This window comes from Faecalibacterium sp. 9, from assembly GCF_048320955.1.
GTDB lineage: Bacteria > Bacillota > Clostridia > Oscillospirales > Ruminococcaceae > Faecalibacterium > Faecalibacterium wellingii.
On the sequence record NZ_JBLWGB010000001.1, the window covers coordinates 846225 to 870668 of the forward strand.

Annotated in this window: 23 protein-coding genes; 16 read left to right on the forward strand and 7 right to left on the reverse strand. The window is 60.7% G+C overall.

The genetic code is table 11. The annotated features are described in order from the left end of the window. Position 1 precedes the first annotated feature (1 nt). The 9 genes from ACKXF9_RS03970 to ACKXF9_RS04010 all read left to right on the forward strand — a co-directional run bounded on the left by ACKXF9_RS03970 (position 2) and on the right by ACKXF9_RS04010 (position 9022). Complete coding sequence (locus ACKXF9_RS03970; RefSeq protein WP_418265371.1) at positions 2–2311, forward strand: AAA family ATPase; 2310 nt, start codon at positions 2–4, stop codon at positions 2309–2311. Positions 2312–2468: 157 nt separating this feature from the next. Further along, positions 2469–2666 (forward strand): helix-turn-helix transcriptional regulator, encoded by a 198-nt coding sequence (locus ACKXF9_RS03975; RefSeq protein ID WP_015537233.1) that lies wholly within the window; start codon positions 2469–2471, stop codon positions 2664–2666. A 3-nt stretch (positions 2667–2669) separates the two neighbouring features. Next, the gene (locus ACKXF9_RS03980; RefSeq protein WP_097800823.1) at positions 2670–3113 is read left to right on the forward strand and encodes a DUF6773 family protein; all 444 of its coding nucleotides are present in this window, start codon (positions 2670–2672) and stop codon (positions 3111–3113) included. Between the two features lie 155 nt (positions 3114–3268). Next, the gene (gene gltX, locus ACKXF9_RS03985) at positions 3269–4738 is read left to right on the forward strand and encodes a glutamate--tRNA ligase (RefSeq protein ID WP_339394643.1); all 1470 of its coding nucleotides are present in this window, start codon (positions 3269–3271) and stop codon (positions 4736–4738) included. 32 nt (positions 4739–4770) lie between these two features. Continuing rightward, a complete protein-coding gene (locus ACKXF9_RS03990) occupies positions 4771–5043 on the forward strand; it encodes a hypothetical protein (protein WP_418265372.1) in 273 nt (90 codons plus the stop codon). After that, positions 5027–5305, forward strand: a complete 279-nt coding sequence (locus tag ACKXF9_RS03995; protein WP_418265373.1) for a DUF4160 domain-containing protein — start codon at positions 5027–5029, stop codon at positions 5303–5305. The genes ACKXF9_RS03990 and ACKXF9_RS03995 overlap by 17 nt, the downstream gene beginning before the upstream one ends. Before the next feature lie 193 nt (positions 5306–5498). Then, the gene (locus ACKXF9_RS04000) at positions 5499–7784 is read left to right on the forward strand and encodes a SpoIIE family protein phosphatase (RefSeq protein ID WP_418265374.1); all 2286 of its coding nucleotides are present in this window, start codon (positions 5499–5501) and stop codon (positions 7782–7784) included. A gap of 80 nt (positions 7785–7864) precedes the next feature. Further along, positions 7865–8812: a pectinesterase family protein gene (locus ACKXF9_RS04005; RefSeq protein WP_418265375.1), complete on the forward strand. Its 948-nt coding sequence runs from the start codon at positions 7865–7867 to the stop codon at positions 8810–8812. A 48-nt stretch (positions 8813–8860) separates the two neighbouring features. Next, positions 8861–9022, forward strand: a complete 162-nt coding sequence (locus tag ACKXF9_RS04010; RefSeq protein WP_339394647.1) for a hypothetical protein — start codon at positions 8861–8863, stop codon at positions 9020–9022. A gap of 68 nt (positions 9023–9090) precedes the next feature. On the opposite strand, the gene nagZ is transcribed toward ACKXF9_RS04010, so the two are convergent. Genes nagZ through ACKXF9_RS04025 form a run of 3 tightly spaced genes read right to left on the reverse strand, consistent with a single transcriptional unit; the run spans position 9091 to position 12574 of the window. Further along, positions 9091–10281, reverse strand: coding sequence for a beta-N-acetylhexosaminidase (gene nagZ / locus ACKXF9_RS04015; protein ID WP_339394648.1), 1191 nt, complete (start codon positions 10279–10281; stop codon positions 9091–9093). A gap of 28 nt (positions 10282–10309) precedes the next feature. After that, on the reverse strand, positions 10310–11869 hold the full coding sequence (locus tag ACKXF9_RS04020) for a sensor histidine kinase (protein WP_249237894.1): 1560 nt from the start codon (positions 11867–11869) through the stop codon (positions 10310–10312). Between the two features lie 18 nt (positions 11870–11887). Continuing rightward, the gene (locus ACKXF9_RS04025) at positions 11888–12574 is read right to left on the reverse strand and encodes a response regulator transcription factor (protein ID WP_339394650.1); all 687 of its coding nucleotides are present in this window, start codon (positions 12572–12574) and stop codon (positions 11888–11890) included. A gap of 273 nt (positions 12575–12847) precedes the next feature. On the opposite strand from ACKXF9_RS04025, the gene ACKXF9_RS04030 reads away from it, so the two are divergent. The 3 genes from ACKXF9_RS04030 (at position 12848) to ACKXF9_RS04040 (ending at position 16694) form a co-directional block, all read left to right on the forward strand. Continuing rightward, positions 12848–13654: a MurR/RpiR family transcriptional regulator gene (locus ACKXF9_RS04030; protein ID WP_418265376.1), complete on the forward strand. Its 807-nt coding sequence runs from the start codon at positions 12848–12850 to the stop codon at positions 13652–13654. A 173-nt stretch (positions 13655–13827) separates the two neighbouring features. Then, positions 13828–15291 carry a family 1 glycosylhydrolase gene (locus ACKXF9_RS04035; RefSeq protein ID WP_348584425.1) on the forward strand — a complete coding sequence of 488 codons (1464 nt, stop codon included), beginning with the start codon at positions 13828–13830 and terminating at the stop codon, positions 15289–15291. 32 nt (positions 15292–15323) lie between these two features. Next, positions 15324–16694, forward strand: a complete 1371-nt coding sequence (locus tag ACKXF9_RS04040; protein WP_418265377.1) for a PTS transporter subunit EIIC — start codon at positions 15324–15326, stop codon at positions 16692–16694. 121 nt (positions 16695–16815) lie between these two features. On the opposite strand, the gene ACKXF9_RS04045 is transcribed toward ACKXF9_RS04040, so the two are convergent. Then, complete coding sequence (locus tag ACKXF9_RS04045) at positions 16816–17043, reverse strand: DUF1653 domain-containing protein (RefSeq protein ID WP_418265378.1); 228 nt, start codon at positions 17041–17043, stop codon at positions 16816–16818. Between the two features lie 207 nt (positions 17044–17250). Between ACKXF9_RS04045 and ACKXF9_RS04050 the strand changes: the two genes are divergently transcribed. From ACKXF9_RS04050 to ACKXF9_RS04065, 4 genes are all read left to right on the forward strand, one after another. Then, positions 17251–18564, forward strand: coding sequence for an SMP-30/gluconolactonase/LRE family protein (locus ACKXF9_RS04050; RefSeq protein ID WP_418265379.1), 1314 nt, complete (start codon positions 17251–17253; stop codon positions 18562–18564). 27 nt (positions 18565–18591) lie between these two features. After that, the gene (locus tag ACKXF9_RS04055; protein ID WP_348584429.1) at positions 18592–19152 is read left to right on the forward strand and encodes a TIGR01440 family protein; all 561 of its coding nucleotides are present in this window, start codon (positions 18592–18594) and stop codon (positions 19150–19152) included. A gap of 5 nt (positions 19153–19157) precedes the next feature. Beyond that, complete coding sequence (locus tag ACKXF9_RS04060; RefSeq protein WP_418265380.1) at positions 19158–19877, forward strand: YggS family pyridoxal phosphate-dependent enzyme; 720 nt, start codon at positions 19158–19160, stop codon at positions 19875–19877. Between the two features lie 102 nt (positions 19878–19979). Beyond that, entirely contained in the window at positions 19980–21770 is a 1791-nt protein-coding gene (locus tag ACKXF9_RS04065; protein WP_418265381.1) for an ABC transporter ATP-binding protein, read from the forward strand. A 62-nt stretch (positions 21771–21832) separates the two neighbouring features. On the opposite strand, the gene ACKXF9_RS04070 is transcribed toward ACKXF9_RS04065, so the two are convergent. From ACKXF9_RS04070 to ACKXF9_RS04080, 3 genes are all read right to left on the reverse strand, one after another. Further along, entirely contained in the window at positions 21833–22783 is a 951-nt protein-coding gene (locus ACKXF9_RS04070; protein WP_348584434.1) for an ROK family glucokinase, read from the reverse strand. A 148-nt stretch (positions 22784–22931) separates the two neighbouring features. Continuing rightward, positions 22932–23816, reverse strand: coding sequence for a fumarylacetoacetate hydrolase family protein (locus ACKXF9_RS04075; RefSeq protein ID WP_418265382.1), 885 nt, complete (start codon positions 23814–23816; stop codon positions 22932–22934). A gap of 14 nt (positions 23817–23830) precedes the next feature. After that, positions 23831–24382 carry a DJ-1 family glyoxalase III gene (locus tag ACKXF9_RS04080; protein WP_348584437.1) on the reverse strand — a complete coding sequence of 184 codons (552 nt, stop codon included), beginning with the start codon at positions 24380–24382 and terminating at the stop codon, positions 23831–23833. Between the last annotated feature and the right edge of the window lie 62 nt (positions 24383–24444).

A 24444-nucleotide genomic window follows, 5' to 3' on the forward strand; every position in this document is an offset into this window, starting at 1 on the left:
TATGCTCTGTATTCGATGCCAGAAACGTCCGGCGATCATCTTCATCCAGCGGATGGATGGCGGTCAGATGAAGCAGGAGGGCTACTGCCTGCACTGCGCACGGGAACTGCACATCAAGCCGGTGGATGATCTGATGAAGCAATTCGGCATGTCGGATCAGGATCTCGATAACATGGAGAGCCGCATGGAAAGCATGATGGAGGAAATGGGGGACTCGAACCCGCTCTCCATGATGATGAACATGGCAAACGGCGGCGAGGACGCCGACCCGGACAGCATGGACGAGGATCTTGTGCCCGGCAGCAATGCCACCTTCCCGCTGGGCTTTACCAGCAGCGATAAAAAGGAAGGCGATAAAAAGACCGACCGCAAAAACGGCAAAAAGCCGCCCAAGCGCAAATTTCTGGATACCTATTGCGAGAATCTGACCCGCAAGGCCCGGGAAGGAAAGCTGGACGATATCATTGGCCGCGACCGCGAAATTTACCGCACCATCCAGATTTTGAGCCGCCGCCAGAAGAACAACCCCTGCCTCATCGGCGAAGCCGGTGTGGGTAAGACTGCCATTGCCGAGGGCATTGCGGAGCGCATCGCAAAGGGAAATGTACCTATCGGCCTGAAGGATAAGGAGATCTATCTGCTGGACCTCACCAGCCTTGTGGCAGGCACCCAGTTCCGCGGCCAGTTCGAGCAGCGGGTCAAGGGTCTGCTGAGCGAGGTAAAGGCTGCGGGAAATGTGATTTTGTTCATCGACGAGATCCACACCATCACCTCGGCCGGTGAGAGCGAGGGTGCCATGAACGCGGGCAACATCTTAAAGCCCGCCCTCTCCCGGGGTGAAATTCAGGTCATCGGTGCCACCACCTTCAACGAGTACCGCAAGTACATTGAAAAGGATCAGGCGCTGGAACGCCGCTTCCAGCCCGTGCGGGTGGAGGAGCCCAGCGTTGCCGACACGTTGGCCGTGATGAACGGCATCAAGCGCTACTACGAGCAGCACCATCATGTTCAGGTGCCGGCCGATGTGCTTTCGGCCACCGTCACCCTGAGCGAACGCTATATCACCGACCGCTTCCTGCCCGATAAGGCCATTGACCTGCTGGACGAAGCCTGTGCCTGCTGCAATCTGGCCCATCCGGTCATTTCCGAGTATCTGGGGATGCAGAAGGAGCTGGATGCCCTGAAGCAGGAAGAGGCCGAGATGGAGAATGCGGATGTCAATGAGCCCATCGACTACGAGCGTGTGGCAGAGCGCAAGACCCGCATCGCCAAGCTGGAGGCAGAGCTGCCCGCAAAGCAGGCTGCTGCCAGCGAGATCCAGGTGACCATGGACGATGTGGCCAAGGTCATCGAGCTGTGGACCGGCATCCCGGCGGTAAAAATTCGCGAGACCGAGTTCGCGAAGCTGGCAAACCTTGAGGGCGAGCTGAAAAAGAAGATCATCGGGCAGGACGAGGCCGTGCATCTGGTGGCGCAGGCCATCAAGCGCAGCCGCGCCGACCTTTCCGGCCGCCGCCGTCCCGCCAGCTTCATCTTTGTGGGCCCCACCGGCGTGGGCAAGACCGAGCTGGTCAAGCAGCTGGCAAATCAGCTGTTCGACGGCCCCGATCCGCTCATCCGTCTGGACATGAGCGAGTATATGGAAAAATACGCGGTGTCCCGCATGATCGGTTCGCCTCCGGGCTATGTGGGCTACGAGGAGGCCGGTCAGCTCACCGAGAAGGTGCGCCGCCGCCCCTACAGCGTGGTGCTGTTCGACGAGATCGAAAAGGCACACCCGGATGTGATGAACATTCTGCTGCAGATTCTGGACGAGGGCAAGATCAACGATGCGCAGGGCCGCACGGTGGACTTCTCCAACACGGTCATCTGCATGACCTCCAACGCCGGCAGCAGCGACCAGAGCGCGGGCAGCCTTGGCTTTAACAAGAGCGACGCCCAGCGCAGCGAGGAAAAGACCCGCAAGGCGCTGGCGCAGTTCCTGCGCCCGGAGTTCCTTGGCCGCGTGGATGAAGTGATCGCCTTCAAGCCCCTGACCGAGGAGACCTTACAGGGCATCGCCGCCCTGATGCTGGACGAGTACAAGCCCGGCATGGAGGCCAAGGGCATCGCTTACAGCTATACCCCGGCAGCCCTCAAGGCACTGGTGCAAAAGAGTCAGGGCGGCAAGTTCGGCGCCCGCGACCTGCGCCGCGTGATCCGCAAGGCGGTGGAAGACCCCGCCGCCGAGCGCCTGATCGATGGCAGCCTTGCTTCCGGCGGCACCCTTGTGGTGGATGCCGATGAAAACGGCGAAGTCGTGCTGAAATAATCATAACCGCAAAGCACCCCAGCTGAAAACAGCTGGGGTGCTTTTTGTCTGCTCATAAAAACTTTTTGTAATATATACTTGACATTTAGAATGGTAAATGCTACTATATGTCCAGAGAATAAAACAAATGCCGACCCGGCAGGAAAGGAACGTATCAATGCCGAAGAACCTGAAATTAAAGGCCGCCCGTGCGGAAAAGGATATGACGCAAGGCGCGCTTGCCGAGGCGGCAGGGGTTTCGCGCCAGACCATCAACGCCATTGAAAAAGGGGAGTACAACCCCACCATCAACCTTTGCCGCAGTATCTGTAAAATTCTGGATAAGACACTGGATGAACTGTTCTGGGAGGAATGAACTATGAAATTTTCACTATACAGCAAGAAAAACCAGTTGGACGAGATGCAGGAGCAGACCATGCGCAAAATTGAAAGCCATGGCTTCTGGCTGCTGTGGGGCAGCCTTCTGGCGGCGTGGATCGTGCAGACGGTGTTCGGGGCTGCGGACAAGGCCGCCGGAGAGTGGGTCGTATTCATGATCGGCTGCATCTATACGGGTGTCGCGTGTCTGCGCAATGGTCTGTGGGATCGCCACTTTTCGGATACGCCCCCGGCCAATGCCGTGTGGTCTCTGGTGGCTGCGGTGGCGGTTACGCTGATCATCGGGTTTTCCCGTGGATACTGGGTCGGTGCCGCTTTTACCGGTGTTTTTACCGGCATCCTGTGCTTTGCATTGCTGCAGCTGTGCGCCGCATTGACACGCAAACGGCGCGAGCATCTGGATGACCCGAAGGACGGAGAATAATATTATAAAAAGGGGCTGCTGCACAGCATTTGATGCAGCAGCCCTTTTGCATGGGTGTATGATATGATCCCGCATTGACAAAACTGCGCAGAATCAGTACAATAAAACATAGCTATCCGCAAATTTTTTGCATGAGAATAAAGGAGCGTTTTTCTATGCCGAGCAATAAAGTCCGCACCCGTTTTGCGCCGTCGCCCACGGGTTATATGCACGTTGGCAACCTGCGCACTGCCCTGTACACCTACCTGATGGCAAAGCACGAGGACGGCACCTTCATCCTGCGCATCGAGGATACCGATCAGGGCCGCTATGTCGAGGGTGCGGTGGATGTCATCTACAACACCCTGCGGGAGACCGGCCTGCTGTGGGACGAAGGCCCGGACATCGGCGGCCCCGTGGGCCCCTATGTGCAGAGCGAGCGCATGGGCATGTTCAAGCAGTATGCCGAGCAGCTGGTGGCCGAGGGCAAGGCATACTATTGCTTCTGCACCGAGGAGCGTCTGGAAGCCCTGCACGCCGAGCAGCGCGCCAACGGTGAGATGACCCACTACGACGGCTGCTGCCGCGACCTGCCCAAGGAGGAAGTGGAAAAGCGCCTTGCCGCCGGGGAACCCTATGTTATCCGCCAGAAGATCCCCCGCGAGGGCGTGACCGGCTTCGACGATGTGGTGTACGGCCACATCGAGGTGAACAACAGCGAGATGGACGACCAGATCCTCATCAAGACCGACGGCATGCCCACCTATAACTTTGCCAACGTGGTGGACGACCACCTCATGGGCATCACCCACGTCATCCGCGGCAGCGAGTATCTGTCCTCCACCCCCAAGTACAACCTGCTGTATCAGGCCTTTGGCTGGGAGATCCCCACCTACATCCACTGCCCGCCGGTGATGAAGGACGCCCAGAACAAGCTGTCCAAGCGCAACGGCGACGCCAGCTATCAGGATCTGGTGGCAAAGGGCTACCTGACCGAGGCCGTGCTGAACTATATCTGCCTGCTGGGCTGGAGCCCCAAGGGCGAGTATGCCGAGCAGGAGATCTTCTCCCTGCCGGAGCTGGTCAAGATCTGGTCTCCGGACGGCATCTCCAAGTCTCCCGCCATCTTCGACCCCCTCAAGCTGCGGGCCATCAATGCGGAATATATCCGCCGCCTGTCTCCCGAGGAGTTCCAGAAGAAGGCGGAGCCGTGGATCGACAAGGCCGTGCACACCCCCATTGACAAAAAGCTGCTGTGCGCAAACCTGCAGCCCCGCTGCGAGGTGCTGGGCGAGATTCCCGAGCAGCTGGATTTCTTTGACGTCATGCCGGAGTATGATGTGAGCCTGTATGCCAACAAAAAGCAGAAGACCACCCCGGAGACCGCCAAGGAGGCACTGGAAGCCCTGCTGCCTGTGCTCAGCGACGAAGCACTGGATTTTGGCAATCGCGATGCCGTCTTTGATGCTTGCAAGGCCAAGGCCGAAGAGCTGGGCAAAAAGAACGGCTGGCTGCTCTACCCGCTGGGCATTGCCCTTTCCGGCAAGCAGCGCACCCCCGGCGGCGGCACCGACCTCGCCTGCATGATGGGCCGTGAGACCACCCTTGCCCGCGTCAATGCGGCAATTGAAAAGCTGAACGGTTAAGCATAAGTACAGAGATCTGGGAGGTGGAACCTATGATGTACCCGTTTATGACATTGGATGACGATACCGAAATCGTGCATTCCGAGATGAAGCCCGATGGCCGGGTAAAGGTGTACCTTGAAAAACCGGATGCAGAAGATTGTTTCCACTCAGCAGTGTGCTGGCTGCCGGGCTATGACTGGCAGGAGGTACACGGCTTCACGCTCGAGGAGATCGCGCGGTATCAGAAGATCGTGGAGTCTACCGCGCATCTGATCTTGCGGTTCTCCCAAGAAGGAGGCGTGGAAAATGCCGCAGGTTTTTAAGGTTGGTTCCTACTGGGTCTATTTCTGGGCCAACGAGAATGAGCCATTGGAGCCGATCCATGTGCACGTTGCGCAGGGCGCACCCAACAGCAACGCCACGAAGATCTGGATCACCAAGGCGGGCGGCTGCTATCTGTGCAATAATAACTCCCAGATCCCACCCCGGGTGCTGCGTAACATTATGGCGGTTATTGAGGCCCGCAGCGGCGAAGTAATCGAAAAATGGACAGCCTTTTTTGGCGAGGTCCGCTATTTCTGCTGAACGGCTGATTTTTTGCAAAATAACACAAAGCTCTGCGGTGTTTTTGAATGCCGCAGGGCTTTTTTGCGTCTTTGGGCCGGTTTGCGGCAGAACACTGCACTGCGCTAAAAATCGCCGCCGCCCCGCGCTACAGTATATGCAGAAAGTGCGGGGCACAGAACAACAGGACCCCGCCGGAAAGCGGGGATTTTTTATGACAGAGCGGATGGGTCTGGTAACAGCAGGGCGGCAGGACGGGCGTTCGGCGGCATTGGCACGGCGGGCAGAGCTGCGCCCGGCAGCCCGCAGGCTGGCGGCGGTGGCAGTGGGATTTGCAGGCGGCTGGGCCGTTCTGTACGGTGCACTGATGCCCTTTGGTCTGGGCTTTGTGCTGGGCTTTGCAGCGGACTGCTTTGCCCCCTGCGCGGCAGGCGCGGCGCTGGGGATGCTGCTGCACGGGTTTGGTGCATTCTCGCTGCGCAGCGTCTGTATGCTGTGCGCATTGGGCGCTGCGGTGGCGGCACGGTGGATGGGAGCCAGAAAGCTGGCCCCGGCTGTGCTGGCGGGCTGCGGAACTCTGGTCGGAATGGCGCTGTGCTTTGCCTTTGGCGGAGAAGGAACGGAGCTGGTGCTCTACAGTGCGGCAGATGCCCTGCTGGCTGCAGCCATCGGTTTCTGTCTGCGGCAGTTCGCGCCCGAAAAGCCGGGTGCAGGGATGCTTCTGGTAGGGGCTGCAGCGGCAGCGGCGCTGGGCAGTGTGCAGCTGTGGCAGCTGCAGCCGGGGGTCATTGCCTGCGCGGCACTGGAGCTGTATCTGTGCAGTAAGGCGCAGGTCAAGGCGGCCCTTGCCGCCAGCGCGGTGCTGGGGGCAGCCCTGTGCGCCGCAGACCCTGCCCTCAGCTTTGCGGCGGCGGGCCTTGCCTGTGCCACGGCGGCAGCAGCCGTGCTGGCACCCGGGCGGCGGATGGAAGCAGCCGCGGCCTATGCGGGCGGCTGCGTGACCGGCGCACTCTGCGTCCAGCCGCCCGGAAGCGCGTTCCAGTACCTGCTGAACGTCTGCATCGGCATCACGGCGTTGGCATTGATGCCGGCGCGGTGGCTCGTGCCGGAGCCGGAGGACAAGACGCCGCCCCGGCAGGCACAGCACCCGCAGTACAGCGCTGCCGCTACCCGGCTGGAACAGGTATCCCAGAGTCTTGCATCGCTGGCCGAGACCGTGAACGATGTCTACGACACGCTGCCGCACCGGCGTGAAAATTTCCGGTGGGTGATCGACAACACGCATGATACCCTCTGTTTTAATTGTGGGCGGCGGGATACCTGCTGGAAACAGGAATATGCCGCCACGCTGGAGGGGATGGAGGCACTGCGCCCGCTGCTGGAGCAGAACGGCGGGCTGGAAACCGCCCAATTGCCCGGGCAATTATCCCGCTGCATCCACCCGGCGGCACTGTGTGCAGCCGCAAGCCGCTCCTTTGCGTTGTACCGCAGCCGCAGGGAGGCCCGCCTGCACGCGGAAGCCATGCGCACCGCCCTGACCGAGCAATACAGCGCGGTGGCCGAAGCGCTGGGCGTGCTGGGGGAGCAGCTGGGCCGCCCGGGAGACCCGGAACCTTACAGCTCCGGGCGGGTGGCGGACTTTTTTGCAGGCCTTGGCACCCCGCCGCAGGAGTGTGCCGTTACGTTGGACGACTTGGGCCGCACCCACGCGGCGGTCACGCTGCCGCGCACCCGTTTTTCCGCGCAGGAGCTGGCCGCACTGGCCGGGGAGGTGGGCCGCATCTGCCGCCGCACGCTGGAAGTGCCGCAGGTGCTCTCCTGCAAGGGGATGACCACCCTGCTGTTCTGTGAAAAGCCTGCCCTGCGGGCGGTGTTCGGCATGGCGGGCGCGGCGGCGCGGGGCAGCATTTCCGGCGATGCGGTGCAGCAGTTCTGCAGCCCGGCAGCGGCACAGATGATCCTGTGCGACGGCATGGGCACCGGCCGGCCTGCGGCGGTGGACGGAAACCTTGCCGCAGAGCTCACCGCCCGGCTGCTGAAGGCAGGCTTTACTGCGGAGCTGGCGGCAAGGCTGGTCAACGTGGCTCTCGCCCTCAAGAGCGAGGATGAGAGCGGGGCTACGCTGGATCTCATCAGCGTGGACCTTTACACCGGTACGGCAAGGCTCTTCAAGGCCGGGGCAGCGCCGGGGTTCCTTGTGCACGGCGGGCGGGTGCGGGCAGTGGGGGACGCCAGTCTGCCGGTAGGGATCCTGAGCGGGGTGAACGGTCAGAGCCGGGTGGTGCATCTGACGGCTGGAGATTACGCAGTGCTGGTGTCGGACGGCCTTCTGGTGGATGGCCCGGGCTGGGTGGCAAAACAGCTGGAGCTCTCGGCGGCAGCAGGGGAGCCGCCGGAGCAGATCGCAAAGACGCTGGTGGAGACGGCCCGTGTGCGTGCCCAAAAGACCGGCAGGCCGGACGACATCACGGCGGCGGTGCTGCGGCTGGAAAAGTGCTGAGTTCACACAAACTTCGTTGATTTTCGGCAGGGAAGAAGGTATACTATGGAAGCATAGAAACAAAACGGGAGGACAGAAAGATGCTTACCATTACCGTGGCGCAGGACGGCAGCGGCGATTTTGCTTCGGTGTCCGAAGCAGTGCTGGCCGTGCCGTATGACTGCAGGGCAGAGATCCATATCGGGCCGGGCACTTACCGGGAAAAGCTGGTCTGCGAAAAAAAGGACATTGCCCTGCTCGGTGCAGGCATGGACAACACCCGCATCGTGTGGGGCGACGGCGGCAGGCTGCCGCACTCGGACGGAAGGCCCACCCATACCTTCCGCAGCTACACGGCGTTTTTCAGCGGAGAACATTTGCGGGTGGAAAATTTGACCATCGAGAATGATGCCGGTCCCGGGGCCGAGGTGGGTCAGGCTGTGGCGGCTTACGTGGACAGCGCCCGCGCGTTTTTTGCGGATGTGCGGCTGCTGGGCAATCAGGACACCCTGTTCTGCGCCCCTCTGCCGGAGAAGGAGCGGGAGAAGGACGGCTTTCTGGGCCCGCGCGGCCTTGCGCCCCGCCGCCCGACTGCCCAGTATTACCGGCACTGCCAGATCGCAGGGGACATTGATTTTATCTTTGGCGGTGCGGAAGCCCTGTTTGAGCAGTGCACCATCCGCACGGTGAACAATCACCTGCCCGTCAGCTATGTCACGGCTCCCTCGGGCCATGCCGATGGCCTCGGGTTTGTGTTCTGGGACTGCGACTTTGTTTCGGACGACTGCCCGGCGGGCACGGTATTTCTGGGCAGGCCATGGAGGCCCACCGGAAAGACTGCCGTGCTGGACTGCCGTCTGGGAGCCCACATTGCACCGGAAGGCTTTTCGCCCTGGCAGAGCCGCACCGACTCGGACCTGGCCTGCTTTGCGGAAGCGGGCAGCACCGGCGAGGGCGCAGCAGCGCGCGGTGCATGGGTGAAGCAGCTGGACAGCCAGCAGGCCGAAGAGCTGCTCAGATGTGCACGGAAGCTTTGCAGACCGGAATAAAAGCGAAAAATATAAAATAAAGTATAAAACGGATTTGAAGGATCTTCTATGAAAAAACTGCCGAATTTTGTCAAATGGCTCATCATTCTGGCGGCACTGGCTGCAATGGGCTGGATGATGTGGGCTGTGAATGATCGTGCCTCCCGGGTGGAAATGCCCGCACCGGATAATACATTTGGGATTTATCACACAGCAGATTCCAATTCGTAATCGGCCCGTAACAGAAAAACGGCCTGCTGCAGCTGAGCAGCAGGCCGTTTTGGCTTTTCTGGGAGAACTCAGTTCCAGAGCCGGGAGAGCCGGTCCAGCAATGTGTCGGCCGGTGTACTGGCCCGGAGCGAAAGACCGGCCTTTTCCTTCAGGGTCAGGATGCGACGGACGCTCTCGTCAAGCCGTTCCTCGGAGATCCGGCCGGACTCCACGGCGGCAACGACACCGTCAAAGGCTTCCTGCAGGTCGGCAGGGAGCAGAAGGAGATCGGCACCGGCATCCAGAGCGGCAATGGCAGCCTCTGCCAGAGAATAATGGTCGGTGATGGCTTTCATGCCCAGCCCGTCCGTGCAGATCACGCCGGTAAAGCCAAGCTCGCCGCGCAGACGTTCGGTCAGCATCGTGTAGGAAAGCGAGGCCGGCAGGCCGTCCTCGGTGGCGTTGGGGGTTGTGATGTGTGCGGCCATGACCACATCGGCTCCGGCCGCAATGCCGGCCTCAAAGGGCAGCAGTTCCACCGCTTTCATCTCTTCCCATGTCTTTGTGCTGGTGGCAGTCCCGGCATGGCTGTCCTCAAGGGTGTCTCCGTGTCCGGGGAAATGTTTCAGCGTGCAGAGCATCCCGGCTTCATGGAAGCCCTGCACCGCAGCACGGACCATCCCGGCGGTGACGTCCGGGTCGGAGGAAAAGGCGCGGCGGCCGATGACCGGGTTCAGGGGGTTGGAGTTGACATCGGCGACGGGGGCAAGGTCCAGATTGAAGCCGTAATGCTTCAGGTAGCCGCCGATGGTGCGTCCCATGGTCCTGGCCTGCTCGGGATCGCCGGTGGTGCCGATGGCGGAAGCACTCGGGAATTTCGGCAGGTCGAAGGCAGAGCTGTTTGCCAGACGTGCCACCGGGCCGCCCTCTTCATCCACCGCGACCAGAAGGCTGTTCCCGGCGGAACGCTGAAAATCCCGGATCAGTGCGGTCATCTGGGACTGGCTGGAAATATTGGTGGCAAACAGCACGATACCGCCCACCGGGTAGGAGCGCAGATGCTCCCGCATGGAGCAGGTCAGCTTCATGCCGCCGGAGCGCTGCTCAAAATCCAGCGCTTCCGGCCGCACGGCAAACAGCTGGCCTACCTTTTCCCGCAGAGTCATGGAGGCGAGTGCAGCTTCCACTTCATCCGAAGCGGCTCCTGCCGCGGGGGGCATCCCGGCCAGCAGTGCCAAACTGACGATGGCGACCGCCGCTCTTTTCCAAAATTGCTTCATGAAGGCTCCTCCTGCTTTTGACGATATCTTATTCTATCATCTTTTCCCCGGGATTTTCACCGCCTCTGTCTTCCACCGTTTTCTTTTCGTTGGCAGGCAGATCGTTCATGACGAACCAGAATGTGGTGCCCATGCCAATGGCGCTCTGCACGCCAAAGCGGAAGCCGTGCTGCTGGAAGATCGCCTTTGTGATGGAAAGGCCAAGGCCGGTGCCCTGCTTTCCGGCGTCGGAGCGGGAGCGGTAGTACCGGTCGAAGATATAGGGCAGGTCGTCGGCGGCAATGCCGGGGCCGTGATCCTCCACCTCGATCCGCACGCCCTCGGTGCAGCGCTGGGCCCGCAGGATGAAGATACCGTCTTTGCCGATGTGGTGCATGGCGTTGCCCAAAAGGTTGTGCAGTGCACGCTGCATCATATCCGGGTCGGCGTAGACCGGCAGCTCCTCGTCCGGCAGTTCCAGCTTCAGCTGCCAGCCGTTCTGGGCGCAGATGGCGTCGTAGCGCTCGCTCACCTCGTCACACAGCTGAGCCATGTCAAAGTGCACGCGCTCACATTTTGCTGCGCCGCTGGTCACCTTGCTCAGCTCCATCACGCTGGAGACCAGCGCGGTCAGACGGTCGGTCTCATCCACGATAATGTTCATCTGTTCATCGCGGTGGGCCTTGTCGTCGCCGGTAATGTCGCGCACCGTCTCGGCGTAACCCTTGATGAGGGTCAGCGGGGTGCGCAGGTCGTGGGAGACGTTGGCCAGCAGGTCGCGCTGCATCTGTGAAGAGCGCTGCACCTCGTTTGCCATGTGGTTGAAGTCCTGCGCCAGATCGCCCAGTTCATCGCTGCGGCGGGTGTCCACCTGCACGGCGTAGTTGCCCATTGCCATCTGGCGGGCAGCGCTGGAAAGCTGGCGCAGCGGTTTTGTGAACCACTCGCTGAACAGCCACCCTGCCGTCATGGCAAAGGCGAAGATCACGGCTGCTGCCATGGGCAGCACGGTGCTCAGGATCTTGCCTGCCTCGGCCACATGCACAAGACTGGTAGTGACAAGCACGGTGTACTCGCCGCCGGCCGTGTTGCGCCCCACCAGCAGCTGGGCGGAGCCGGACAGCCGCGGCGGGTTCAGGGTCTGCACAAAGCCGCCGGTGGTGCGGCATTTTTTGCGCATGGCCACGGCGGTGGAAACGATCATGTCGTTGTTGGCAGAGTCGGAAAGCAGCGTTTCGTGCAGGTTGCAGTAGGACTGGTTCTCGATCTTGTAAATGGTGCGCATGGTGGAATCCGAGATATCCACGCAAAAGCTGTTCAGAGAACCGCTGGCGTACAGCTGGGTGGCCAGCCGGTCAAAAAAAGACGTGTTTACAGAAAGCCGGCCAAAGGACCAGGAGGAAAGCGTTTCGTCCTCCGCAAGGGCTTTATCCAGATCTGCCGTGATGTTTTCGGCCTGCGTGGTCAGCTGCTTTTCAATGTGCTTGGTGTACAGCGGTTCCAGCAGCTGGGTGGACAGAAACCACACCAGTGCCAGCAGGAACAGACAGATACAACACAAAAACCACATCAGCTGGCCGCGGATGCCGGGAGAGTGATGGTGCCGCATGAACCCTACACTCCTTTATCAGCGCGTTGCGTCGGGGTCGAATTTGTAGCCGATGCCCCACACGGTAGCAATGTAGCTGCGGCACTTGCCCAGATGGCCCCGCAGCATTTTGACATGGGTATCCACCGTGCGGTCCTCGCCGAAGTAGTCGTAGTTCCATACCTTCTGCAGGATCTTTTCACGGCTGAGGGCGATGCCCTTGTTGGAAGCAAGGAACACCAGCAGGTCGAACTCCTTGGGGGTCAGGGCGACCTCCTCGCCGGAAACACGCACCGTGTGGCTGGCGGTGTCGATGGTCAGCTCGCCGAAGGTCATGGTGTCGGAGGCGGCAGCGGGCTTGGGCATGGTGCGGTTCAGCACCGCTTTCACGCGGGCCACCAGCTCCCGGGGCGAGAACGGCTTGACCACATAGTCGTCTGCACCGCCCTCAAGGCCCGCCAGCTTGTCGTATTCCTCGCTGCGGGCGGTCAGGATGATGACCGGCGTGTTGATGTGGCGGGCACGCATCTCCCGCAGGCAGGTCATGCCGTCCATGAACGGCATCATCAGATCCAGAATGACCAGATCAAAGGCCCCGCCGGAAAGCTGTGTCAGCGCAGCAGTGCCGTCAGCGGCCTCTTCACAGATGTAACCGGAATATTGTAAATGTTCACGGATCAGCTCGCGGATACGCGGCTCATCGTCAACGATCAGGATCTTAGCCATAGTACACAGTCCCCTTCCTCGAAAATAGACTTCATCTCTATCATATCATACAGCAAGAATAAAAAAAAGCTGTGAAGTTTGCGTGAACGCTTTTCAAAAAGCATCGGCGGGCCAGCCTGCAGCCCTGCTGTCAGTATACCACAGAAAACCGGCCCTGCACAGCCGCAGTTTCAAAGCGGATAAAACAGACAGTTTTATTGCACAAAAGCGTGGAATATGATACTATAAAGATAAGATTTTTTGCCGGAAAACGGAATACAGGAGGGCGGGCTCATGGGCATTCTGTACGACAGACTTCTGATCCTGCTGAACGAATCCAGCAGCGACTCCACCTTTTATCACATTGCGCTGGCCATGCTGCAAAATATGGAACTGCTGCACAGCCTTGCCATCAACGAGGTGGCGGACCTGTGCAGGGTATCCAAGTCCACCATTTCCAAGTTCATCCGGGCGCTGGGCTACGAGGACTACGCCGAGTTCCGGGAAGCGGCTAGGCTTGAGGAAAACAAATATCATGTCTCCTACAATTTTTCCGTGGATGTAATCGGGTATCTGGAATCCCACTCGGTGCAGGAGTATACGCAGGAGATCGCAAAAGACATCCAGCTCACAGCGCAGCAGCTGGACTGGGATGCCGTTGACCGGCTGGTGGACGATCTGATTTACTATAAAAAAGTGTTTGCGCTGGGCATGATGTTCTCCGGTACCGCAGCCATGGATCTGCAGATCAAGCTGGGCCGCTGCGGCAAGTTCATTGTGGCACCCCGGAACGATATCCAGCAGATGGACAATGTTGCCCGTGCGGACGAGGACACGTTGCTGATCGTGTTCAGCGATTCCGGCCAGTACCTGAACCGGTACGACGCCATTGAGGATTTCTATGATAAGGGAATCTTCAACACCACAAAGGCAAAGACCGTGCTGATCACCTCGGACGAAAAAATGGCCCATGACCCCCGCGTGGCCTACAGCATCCTGTTCCACCGGGGCGGTAATGTGCACACCCACCGCACGACATTTCCCTTCGTTACGGATATGATCGCATGGCGTTACTACGAAAAATCCCATAAAAACCGGTAATATTGGAATACTGCACAAATCAAAGCGCGTACATTTTAGCAAACTGCCGAATGTACGCGCTTTTTGTTTCCAAAATGCGAAATTTCCCATGTATCCATTACGGGCAAATATAATAGAAGCAACGAACGGCAAATGCGATTTTCAAGCACAATGACGAAGAAAAGGAGACGCATATGAGAGTACCCGATGGATTTTTGTGGGGCGGTGCCACCGCCGACTTCCAGTACGAGGGCGGCTGGCAGGAGGGCGGACGCGGCCTTTCTACCCACGATTTTGAGACCGATGGCTCCGTGCAGGACCCGCGCGGCAACACCCTGCTGCTGGCAGACGGCGGCTTTGCCAAGGCACGCAGCAGCTTTTTTGCAGCCGAGAGCTTCCCGGAAGGCGCAAAGCCGCACGTCTACCCGGACTGCTACTATCCCAGCCACAACGCTGTGGACGGCTACCACCACATGAAGGAAGATGTGGAGCTGATGGCCGGTATGGGCTACAATGTGTACCGTTTCTCCATCTGCTGGAGCCGTATCTTCCCCACCGGCGAAGAGCAGCAGCCCAACGAAGAGGGCCTGAAGTTCTATCTGGACCTCATCGACGAGCTGGAAAAGCACGGCATGGAGCCACTCATCACCATCCATCACGATGAGCTGCCCGCCGCTCTGGCCGAGAAGTACAACGGCTGGGAGAGCCGCCACACCATCGACTGCTACCTGCACTACTGCCGCACCCTGTTTGAGCGCATCGGCATGCGGTGCCGCTACTGGCTCACCTTCAACGAGATCAACGCCGTGCGCGGCTACGCCTCCTGCGGCACCTCCAGCGCCGACGACCAGACCCACTACAACGCCGTGCACAACATGTTCCTTGCCAGCGCACAGGCCGTCAAGCTGGGCCACGAGATGATGCCCGGCTCCCAGTTTGGTGCCATGTATGCCCTGAGCGAGATCTACCCCGCCACCTGCAAGCCGGAGGATATGTTCCGCCAGATGCAGTGCCGCCGCGAAAGCCTGTTCTTCATCGATGTGATGGCCCGCGGCTACTACCCCTCCTACACCGGCGACCTGTTTGGCCGCCGCGGTGTGACCCTGCACACCGAGCCGGGCGATGACGAGATCCTGAAGAGCGGCACGCTGGACTTTGTGTCCTTCAGCTACTATCGCTCCTGCACCGTGAGCACCGAGACCAAGTTCAACGTGATCGGCGGAGACCAGAACCCCTATCTGCAGAGCACCCCGTGGGGCTGGCCCATCGACCCGCTGGGCCTGCGCTATTGCATGAACGAGATCTACGACCGCTACCAGAAGCCCATCTTCATCGTGGAGAACGGTCTGGGTGCCATCGACGAGATCGAAGAGGACGGCACCATCAACGATACCTACCGCATCAACTACCTGCGCGACCACCTCAAGGCCATGATCGACGCGATCGTGATCGACGGTGTGCCGTGCCTGGGCTACACCATGTGGGGCTGCATCGATCTGGTAAGCCTTTCCACCGGTGAGATGAAGAAGCGCTACGGCCACATCTATGTGGATATGGACGATAAGGGCAACGGCACCTGTGCACGCCGCAAGAAGCTGTCTTACGATTGGATGAAAGAGGTCATCGCCACCAACGGCGAAAGCCTCTGGAACGAATAAAGGAATCATAAATAAAGCAAAGGAGAAACAATATGGCATTTGACGCAAAGAAAACGGCTGCGGAAGTGGTTCAGCTGGTGGGCGGTACCGAGAACATTTCCAGCGTGGCACACTGCATGACCCGGCTGCGGTTCGTGGTCAAGGATCTGAACAAGGCGGATCAGGAAGCACTGAAAAAGATCCCCGGCGTGCTGGGCGTGATCTACGCCGGCGGCCAGCTGATGGTGGTTTTGGGCAAGAATCTGCTGCCCGTGTATGAGGCGGTCGTGAAGGACTTTGACCTCAAGGAAGGCGCAGCCATCAACGAGAATCTGGATGTGCCCAAGGAAAAGCAACCCCTCACCGTGAAGAGCGCAGGTGTTGCAGTGCTGAACTACGTTTCCGCTGCCGTGTCGCCCATGATCACCGGCCTGGTGGCCGGCGGTATGCTCAAGGTGCTGCTGCTGCTCATCACGCTGGTGAATGCAGGCTTTGCCGATACCGCTACATACGCCCTGCTCAGCGGCGTTGCGGATGCAGTCTTCTTCTTCATGCCCATCTTTGTTGCCTACGGCGCAGCCAAAAAGCTGGGCGGCACCCCCATCTACTCCATGATCTGTGCCGCAGCCCTGCTGCACGGCAAGTACACCGCGCTGGTGGCTGCCGGTGAGCCCATTACCCTGCTGGGCATCCCCGTGCGCCTGATGAGCTACTCCAGCTCCCTGCTGCCGGCGCTGCTGATCGCACTGTGCGCATACTATCTGGAAAAGTTCTTCAACAAGATCGTTCCGGGCATCTTCAAGTCCCTGCTGGTGGGCCTGTGCACCGTTACCGTCACCTCCATTCTGGGCTTCACCGTGCTGGCTCCTCTGGGCGGCTATTTGGGCAACTATCTGGCCGTCGCGTTCAGCTTCCTGGGCGATAAGATCGGCTTTATCACCGTGGGCCTGCTGGCCGCCTGCCTGCCCTGGCTGGTCATGACCGGTATGCACATTGGTCTGGTGCCCTTCATGGCACAGGCTCTGACCAACCCCGGCTACGACGCTGTGTTCCGCCCCGCATTCATTCTGCACAACATGGCAGAAGGCGGTGCCTGCATCGGCGTGGCCCTGCGCACCAAGAGCGCTGAGAAGCGTGCCGAAGCTCTGTCCATCGCATTCGGCTGCATCGTGGCCGGTGTTACCGAGCCTGCCATCTACGGCATCAACCTGCCCCGCAAAAAGCCCATGTACGGCGTGATGGCCGGCGGCGCTGTGGGCGGCGTTGTGGCCGGCCTGCTGGGCGCTAAGGCTTACGTGATGGGCTACTCCACCGTGCTGGCCCTGCCCATCTTCCAAGATACCATCATCGCCATGAGCATCGCCATCGTGACTGCCATCGTGGTGGCTGCCATTGTGACCTACGTACTGGGCTTTGAGGAATAAGTGCTTTACAGGTAAATGAAGAACGCTGCGCCGTGCAGTGGCGCAGCAGAACGTAAAAGGTCCTTCCGGATGCACCCGGAAGGACCTCTTTTTGTATGCATTTTCGGCTGCGGCACGGCGCTTATTCCTCGATGCGCACAAAGCGCGGCTGCACCCTGCCGTCCCGCTCCACGGTCTCACACCACATGGCGGCCGGGCGCACCCAGAGGCCGCGCTCACCGTACAAAGCACGGTACACCACCATTTCCTCTTCGGTCTCGCTGTGCCGGGCCATGCCCAGCACCTCGTATTCGTTGCCCTTGAAATGCCGGTAGCGGCCCGGCAGAACGTTGTATTTGAATGGTTCCATTTTCATCCTCGATTCCGGTCGTTTGTGCACGATGTTATCACCAAACGGATTATAGCATACTTTCGTGCAGCAAAAAAGCCTTTTGCAGGAAAGATGCGGAAAAAGGTCTGCGGCGGATGCTTGCACTGCCGCGCCGCAAATGCTATACTGAAACGATAAGGGCAGGCAAACCTGCCAAGACTGCTGACAAACAAAGGAAATAGCCCTATGAGGATCGGACTTGTTGAATTTCTGCTCATCCTTGCCATTGCGTCGCTCACCATTGGGCCGCAGGTGGCATTGTTCGTGGACCGCTGGCTGCGGCGGGCAAACCGCGTCAATGCCAGAGCCGCCCGCCGCCGGGCAGAATATGCCGCGCAGGCGGCTGCCGAGCGGGACGCCCTGCTCAAGCGCTTCCGCACGGCCAGCACGGTGTTTGGCGTGTGCATTCTGCTGGCGCTGGTATATACACTGGTGTTCCGGCCCATCGATACACCGCCGCAGGCGTACGATGCCCCTGCTGTACGGCAGGATACCGGTGCAGCACAGACGGCCCTTGCAACCGACGATAAGGGTACGCTGGACCTGGGCGAGTATCAGAACGTGGACTGCATCCGCGCCCGGGACGGCCTTGTATATGCTGCAGTCTACGATGGCGCCGCGCTGAAAAAGCGCCGGAGCGACCTTGTGCGCACCGATGGCGGTCACACGGCGGCGGTGCTGACGGTGGACGGAGAGCTGACCGGCTTTGCCTTTGACGGCAGCGGGGACCTGTGGCTGAACATCCTCACACCCGGCGGCGGCAGTCTGTGCCGTGCCGCCCACGACAGCTGGGGCACGGCGGTGGAGCAGGTGGTGACCCAGATCGATGGCGCGCCGCTGGGGGCCGTTTCGGCGGTGGAAGCCGCGCCGGACGGCCGGATCTATTTTGCGGTTGCTGCCGCTGCCGGTGCTGCCGACGGGCTGGAGAGCACCCTGCGTACCGAACTGCTGGCCCACACCGGCACCGGCTGTGTGTATGTGTACGACCCGGCGGCACGCTCGGTGCAGAAGGTGCTGGGCGGCGTGGCCGGTGCGGCCGGTCTGGCACTGAGCCCGGACGGCAGCACCCTGTATGTCTCCGACCTTGCAAACCGCTGTGTGTGGAGGGTGAGCGCTGACGCGCAGGATCTGACCGCAGGCGGAAAGAACTGCAGCAGCTTGGTCTCCGGCCTGCCGGGGTATCCCGGTGCACTGGCGATGGACCCGGACGGGACCCTGTACATCGGCTACCGCTGGGCCCGCAGCAGCTGGCTGGAAAAAAATGCAGGCAGCACCCTGCTGCGGGGCATCGCCCTGCGTGCAGGCCGGAATCTGCAGGAGAAGCTGTTCAGCCTGCCTGCGGACGCCCCCTGCGCCGAGGCGGTGGACACCGCAGACGGCAGCTGGCAGCGGGTGGTCTCCGGCCGAGGCGCAGGCAGCGTGACAGCGCTGTGCCCGGTGGAAAGCAGGCTGTATCTCGGCCTTGCAGGCAGCGAAAAGGTGCGCAGTGCAAATCTTTGATTTTTGATAAAAAACGAGGTGTTTTTTATGACAGAGGAATTCAAAAAACAGATCGAAACCGAGGCGCGGCAGGCCGTGACAGAGCTGCTGGCGCAGGCTAAGCTGAAAAAAGGGGACGTGTTCGTAGTGGGCTGCTCCTCCAGCGAGATCGTAGGCGGGCACATCGGCAAGGATTCCAGCCTCGAGGCGGCACAGGCCGTGTACGCGGGCATTGCCCCAGTGCTGGCCGAAAACGGCATCTGGCTGGCCGCGCAGTGCTGTGAGCATCTGAACCGCGCTATTATCATCGAGCGCGAAGCCGCCGAAAAATACGGTTGGGAAGAGGTGTGCGTGGTGCCCCGCCCCCATGCAGGCGGCAGCTGGGCCACCACCTGCTGGAAGAAGTTCCGGGAGCCGGTGGCCGTGGAGGAGATCCGCGCCCACGCAGGCATTGATATCGGCGGCACCCTCATCGGGATGCACCTCAGAAGGGTGGCAGTGCCAGTGCGGCTGAGCCTTTCAAAGATCGGCGAAGCCAACATCCTGTGCGCCCGCACCCGCCCGAAGCTCATTGGCGGCGAGCGCGCCAAGTATACCGAGGAGGACTGAGCATCATGGCAGAAAAGAATCTGGAACAGATGAAGGAGGCCGTGGCAGAGATCCGGGAAAAAATGGCTGCTGCCGCCCGTGAAGCAGGTCGCGACCCGGCAGCGGTGCAGCTGTGCGCTGCCTGCAAGACCCGCACTGCACAGACGGTGGCCGCAAGTGCCGCGCTGCCCATCGATGTGTTTGGCGAGAACCATGTGCAGGAGCTGTGCGCAAACTTTGACGCCGGTGCCTACTGCGGTAAGCCCAGCCACTTTATCGGCCATCTGCAGACCAACAAGATCAAAAAGGTGCTGGGCCGCGCCAGCCTCATCCAGAGCGTGGACAGTGAGCATCTGCTGAATGCCATCGAGAAGGAAGCCGCCAGGGCCGGCATCGTGCAGGACGTGCTGCTGGAGGTGAACATCGGCGGGGAGGAGAGCAAGACCGGCGTGGCACCGGAAGCACTCTGGCCGCTGCTGGATGCCGCTGCCGCACAGGAGCACATCCGGGTCAAGGGGCTGATGGCCATTCCTCCCGTGAACGACGATGATGCCCGCAACCGCCGCTATCTGGCCGAGGTGTACAAGCTGTTCGTACAGGCGGGCGAACGCGGCTATCCCAACGTGTCCATGGAGACCCTTTCCATGGGCATGAGCGGCGACTTTGAAAACGCCATCTGTGAGGGTGCCACCCTCGTGCGCATCGGCACCGCCATCTACGGCGAACGGGATTACAGTAAAAAGTAAGAGAATGAACCCTCTCCGTCATTGCTGCGCAATGCCACCTCCCCCGAGAGGGGGAGCTGGCGAACGAAGTGAGCCTGAGAGGGTTTTACAACAGGAGGAACCATGTCAAAAACCAAGATCAACGACCCCGGGGCGCACCACGCAGGCAGCGGTGCGCTGATCCGGCGGTTTCTGCCCTATCTGGCAAAGTACAAAAAGACCCTGTTTCTGGATCTGTTCTGTGCAGCGCTGACCACCCTGTGTGATATCGTGCTGCCCAAGATCATGAGCACCATCACCAACGCCGCCATGGGCGTGGGCATCACCCTGACGGCGGGCATCGTGCTGCGGCTGGCGGCACTCTATTTTGTGCTGCGCATCATCGACGGTGCAGCCAGCTACTATATGTCCAGCATCGGCCATATCATGGGCGTCCACATCGAGACCGACATGCGCCGCGATGCCTTTGACCACCTGCTGAAGCTGGACCACACCTACTACAACAACACCAAGGTGGGCACCATCATGGGCCGCATCACCAACGACCTGTTCGATGTGACCGAGTTTGCCCACCACTGCCCGGAGGAATTTTTCATTGCGGCCATCAAGATCGTGGTGTCCTTTGTCATCCTGTGCCGGGCCAGTGTGCCGCTGACGCTGGCGGTGTTCGCCTGCGTGCCGCTGATGGGCGTGGTGTCCGTTTACCTGAACGGACGGCTGCGGGCGCGGTTCCGCCAGCAGCGCGTGCAGATCGGCGAGCTGAACTCCACCATCGAGGACAGCCTGCTGGGGCAGGGCGTCGTGAAGGCCTTTGCCGCCGAGGATGAGGAACGCGAGAAGTTTGCAAAGGGCAACAGGGATTTTGAGCAGATCAAGACCCTCGGCTACTACGCCATGGGTGCCTTCAACACCTCCACCCGCCTGTTCGACGGCCTGATGTATCTGGTGGTCATTCTGGCAGGCGGCCTCTCGCTGGTGTACGGCAGGATCACCGCCGGTGACATGGTGGCCTATATGCTGTACGTCACCACCCTCATTGCCACCATCCGCCGCATCGTGGAGTTTGCCGAGCAGTTCCAGCGCGGCATGACCGGCATCGAGCGCTTTGCCGAGATCATGGACACCCCTGTGACCATCGGCGACGCCCCGGACGCGGTGCCGCTGCAGCCCGGCCCCGGTGACATCCGGTTTGAAAATGTCAGCTTTGAGTACCCGGACGACCACAACAAGGTCCTGCACAACGTCAGTCTGGATATCCGGGCGGGCGAACGGCTGGCGCTGGTCGGCCCCTCGGGCGGCGGCAAGACCACCCTGTGCAACCTCATCCCCCGCTTCTACGAGGTGACCAGCGGCCGCATCCTGATCGACGGACAGGATATCCGCCATGTCACCCTGCGCAGCCTGCGCAACGACATTGGCATCGTGCAGCAGGACGTGTACCTGTTCAGCGGTACGGTAGCCCAGAACATCGCCTACGGCAAGCCCGGTGCCACCCGCGAAGAGATCATGGAAGCGGCGCGTCTGGCGGGTGCGGAAAAGTTCATTCTGGCCCTGAAGGACGGCTTTGACACCTACGTGGGTGAGCGCGGCGTCAAGCTCTCCGGCGGGCAGAAGCAGCGCATCGCCATTGCGCGGGTGTTCCTGAAGAACCCGCCCATCCTCATTCTGGACGAGGCTACCAGCGCACTGGACAACGAAAGCGAGATCCTGGTGGGCCAGAGCCTTGAAAAGCTGGCCCATGGCCGCACCACCCTGACCATCGCCCACCGCCTGACCACCATCAAGGACTACGACCGCATCCTTGTGCTGGGCGAAGAGGGCATCGTGGAGTCCGGCACCCATGACCAGCTGCTGGCAAAGCAGGGCGTCTACTACCGCCTGTGGAACCAGCTGCCGGGGGAAGATACACTGTAAAAAAGCACGCATACAAAAAAGCTCTGCCGCAAGCACGGCAGAGCTTTTTGCGTACAGAGGGATCATTCGCCCACGATCAGGCGCACAGAACCATAGATACCGGCATCGTTGCCGAGGATGGCGGGCACGATGGGGGTCTCACGGCAGGACTTGAAGGCATAGACCTTGAAGTGCTCCCGCAGCGGGGCAAACAGAACCTCGCCTGCGCGGGACACGCCGCCGCCCACCATGAACATCTCCGGGTCCACGGTGGCGGCAATGGTTGCCAGCGCCATGCCGAGGGTATCGGTCATCTCGTCCACCTCGCGGGCGGCAAGGGCGTCGCCATTGCGGGCGGCATCAAACACGTCCTTGGCGGCAAACTCGGTGCCGCGCAGGGTGCAGGGGGTGTCCGGGTTCTCGTCCAGCAGCTTCTTCATGCAGCGCACAACGCCGGTAGCACTGGAATACTGTTCCAGACATCCGTGCTTGCCGCAGCCGCAGGCGGCGGTCTCGTGGCGGTCCACCGTGATGTGACCGATCTCGCCGCCGGCACCGTGGGTGCCATCGATGACCTTGCCGTTGACGATGACGCCGCCGCCCACGCCGGTGCCCAGCGTGACCATGACCGCGCTGCGGCAGCCCTTGGCCGCACCCATCCAGATCTCGCCCAGAGCAGCCACGTTGGCGTCATTGCCCACCAGGACCCGGATGCCGCCCAGCATGGTGCTCAGCTCTTCGGCTACGTTGTGCTTGCCCCAGCCGCCGAGGTTTGCGCAGATGATGGGCACGATGCGGCTGTCCAGCACAGGGCCGGGCACGCCCACGCCCACGCCTTCCACCTGAGCGGCGGCAAGGCCTTTTTCCTGCATCTTGCCCTGCACGGCGGCAGCCAGATTTTCCAGAATGTGTTCACCGGCGTTGGAGGTGTCGGTGGGAACTTCCCACTTTTCCAGCAGCTCGCCGGTGGTCTTGAACAGGCCGATCTTAGCGGTGGTACCGCCCAGATCGATGCCGAATGCGTATTCCTTCATAGTTCATTTACCCCTTCTGCGGCCCGGGGCCGCATTTTTCATTCATACAGCCAGTATAGCACACCCGCTCCGAAAAGAGCAGTGCCGCTGCGGATTTTCATGCAAACAGACGGAAAACGCAGTGGATATTTGGCACAAATGCCAGTGCTCACCGCACGGTGTTGGTCAGGCTGCCAATGCCGTCGATCTCGCAGCGCACCGTGTCGCCGGGCTTCAGAAACTGCGGCGGGTCCATGCCCATGCCCACGCCTGCCGGGGTGCCGGTGGCGATGATGGTTCCGGCCTTCAGGGTCATGCCCTGCGACAGCTCGTGAATGACATGGTCGATGTCAAAAATCTGCAGGCCGGTGTTGGAGTCCTGCCGTTTTTCGCCGTTGACAAAGCTGCGGATGCCCATTTTGGGCGGATAGGTGTCAAATTCGTCTGCGGTAACGATGCAGGGGCCCATGGGCGTAAAGCCGTCCAGACTCTTGCCGAAATACCACTGCTTGTGGGCGGTCTGCACATCGCGGGCGGAAACGTCGTTCAGGATGGTGTAGCCGAACACATAGTCCTTCGTCTGCCCGGCGGGCACGTCCCGGGCGTCTCTGCCCAGAACCACGGCCAGTTCGCATTCGTAGTCCAGCTTCTGCACAAGGTCGGTGTGGGCTTCAATGAAGCCGCCGTCCGGCACAGCGCGGCTGACCCGCTTGGAAAAATAAATGGCGTCCTGATGCTTTGTGGCAAAGGCATCGGCAGAGTATTTCTCTGCCTCGTCCGAGTGGGCCATGTAGTTGATGCCAAGGCACACCACGTCCTGCGCGGGGCAGGGGATGGGGCTTTGCAGCTGCACGGCATCCACGGGCAGGGCCGGGATGCCTGCAATGGCAAGCTGCAGCCCGGCCCGCACCTGCGGGGTCAGAAAGGGAATGGCGTCGGACAAGGTTTCATAGGAAAGGCCCAGCCAGCTCAGGGGCCAGACCTGTGTGCTGTCGGCAGAAAGGATGGCCGGATCCTCTACGCCGTCCGGCAGGCGGCAGGTAACAAAACGCATACTGACTCCCTCCCTCAGTGGCGGTAGGCGATGGCGTTCCGGATGCGGTCGGCCTCAGCCTGTCCGGCCAGCTGGCGCACCAGCTCCAGCGCAAAGGGAATGGCACCGCCCAGACCGTAGCTGGTGGTGATATTGCCGTCCACGACGACCTCGGCATCCAGCACCTCGGCACCGGCCAGCTGATCCTGAAAACCGGCGTGAGCCGTGGCCTTTCTGCCTTCCAGCAGGCCCAGCTGTGCCAGCACGCTGGGGGCGGCACAGATGGCGGCGACCTTTTTGCCCGCCTGTGCAAAGGAAACACAGGTGTCGGTGACAGTCTTGTTGGCGGCAAGGTTCGGGGTGCCGGGGATGCCGCCGGGCAGCACCACCATGTCCACATCCGAGTAATCGATGTCCTCTGCCAGTGCGTCGGCGGTGATGTGCACCTTGTGGCTGCTGGTGATGGCGCGGTTGCCGGTGGCGCTGGCAATGGTCACCTCCACCTTGGCGCGGCGCAGCAGATCGACCACCAGCAGGGCTTCACACTCTTCGGTGCCCTCGGCAAAAAATACAACAGCTTTACTCATAAAATATCCCTCCTGTGAAGGTTTTCTCCGGAGAAAGGCAGCGCAGGATCCCCGCGCGGCGG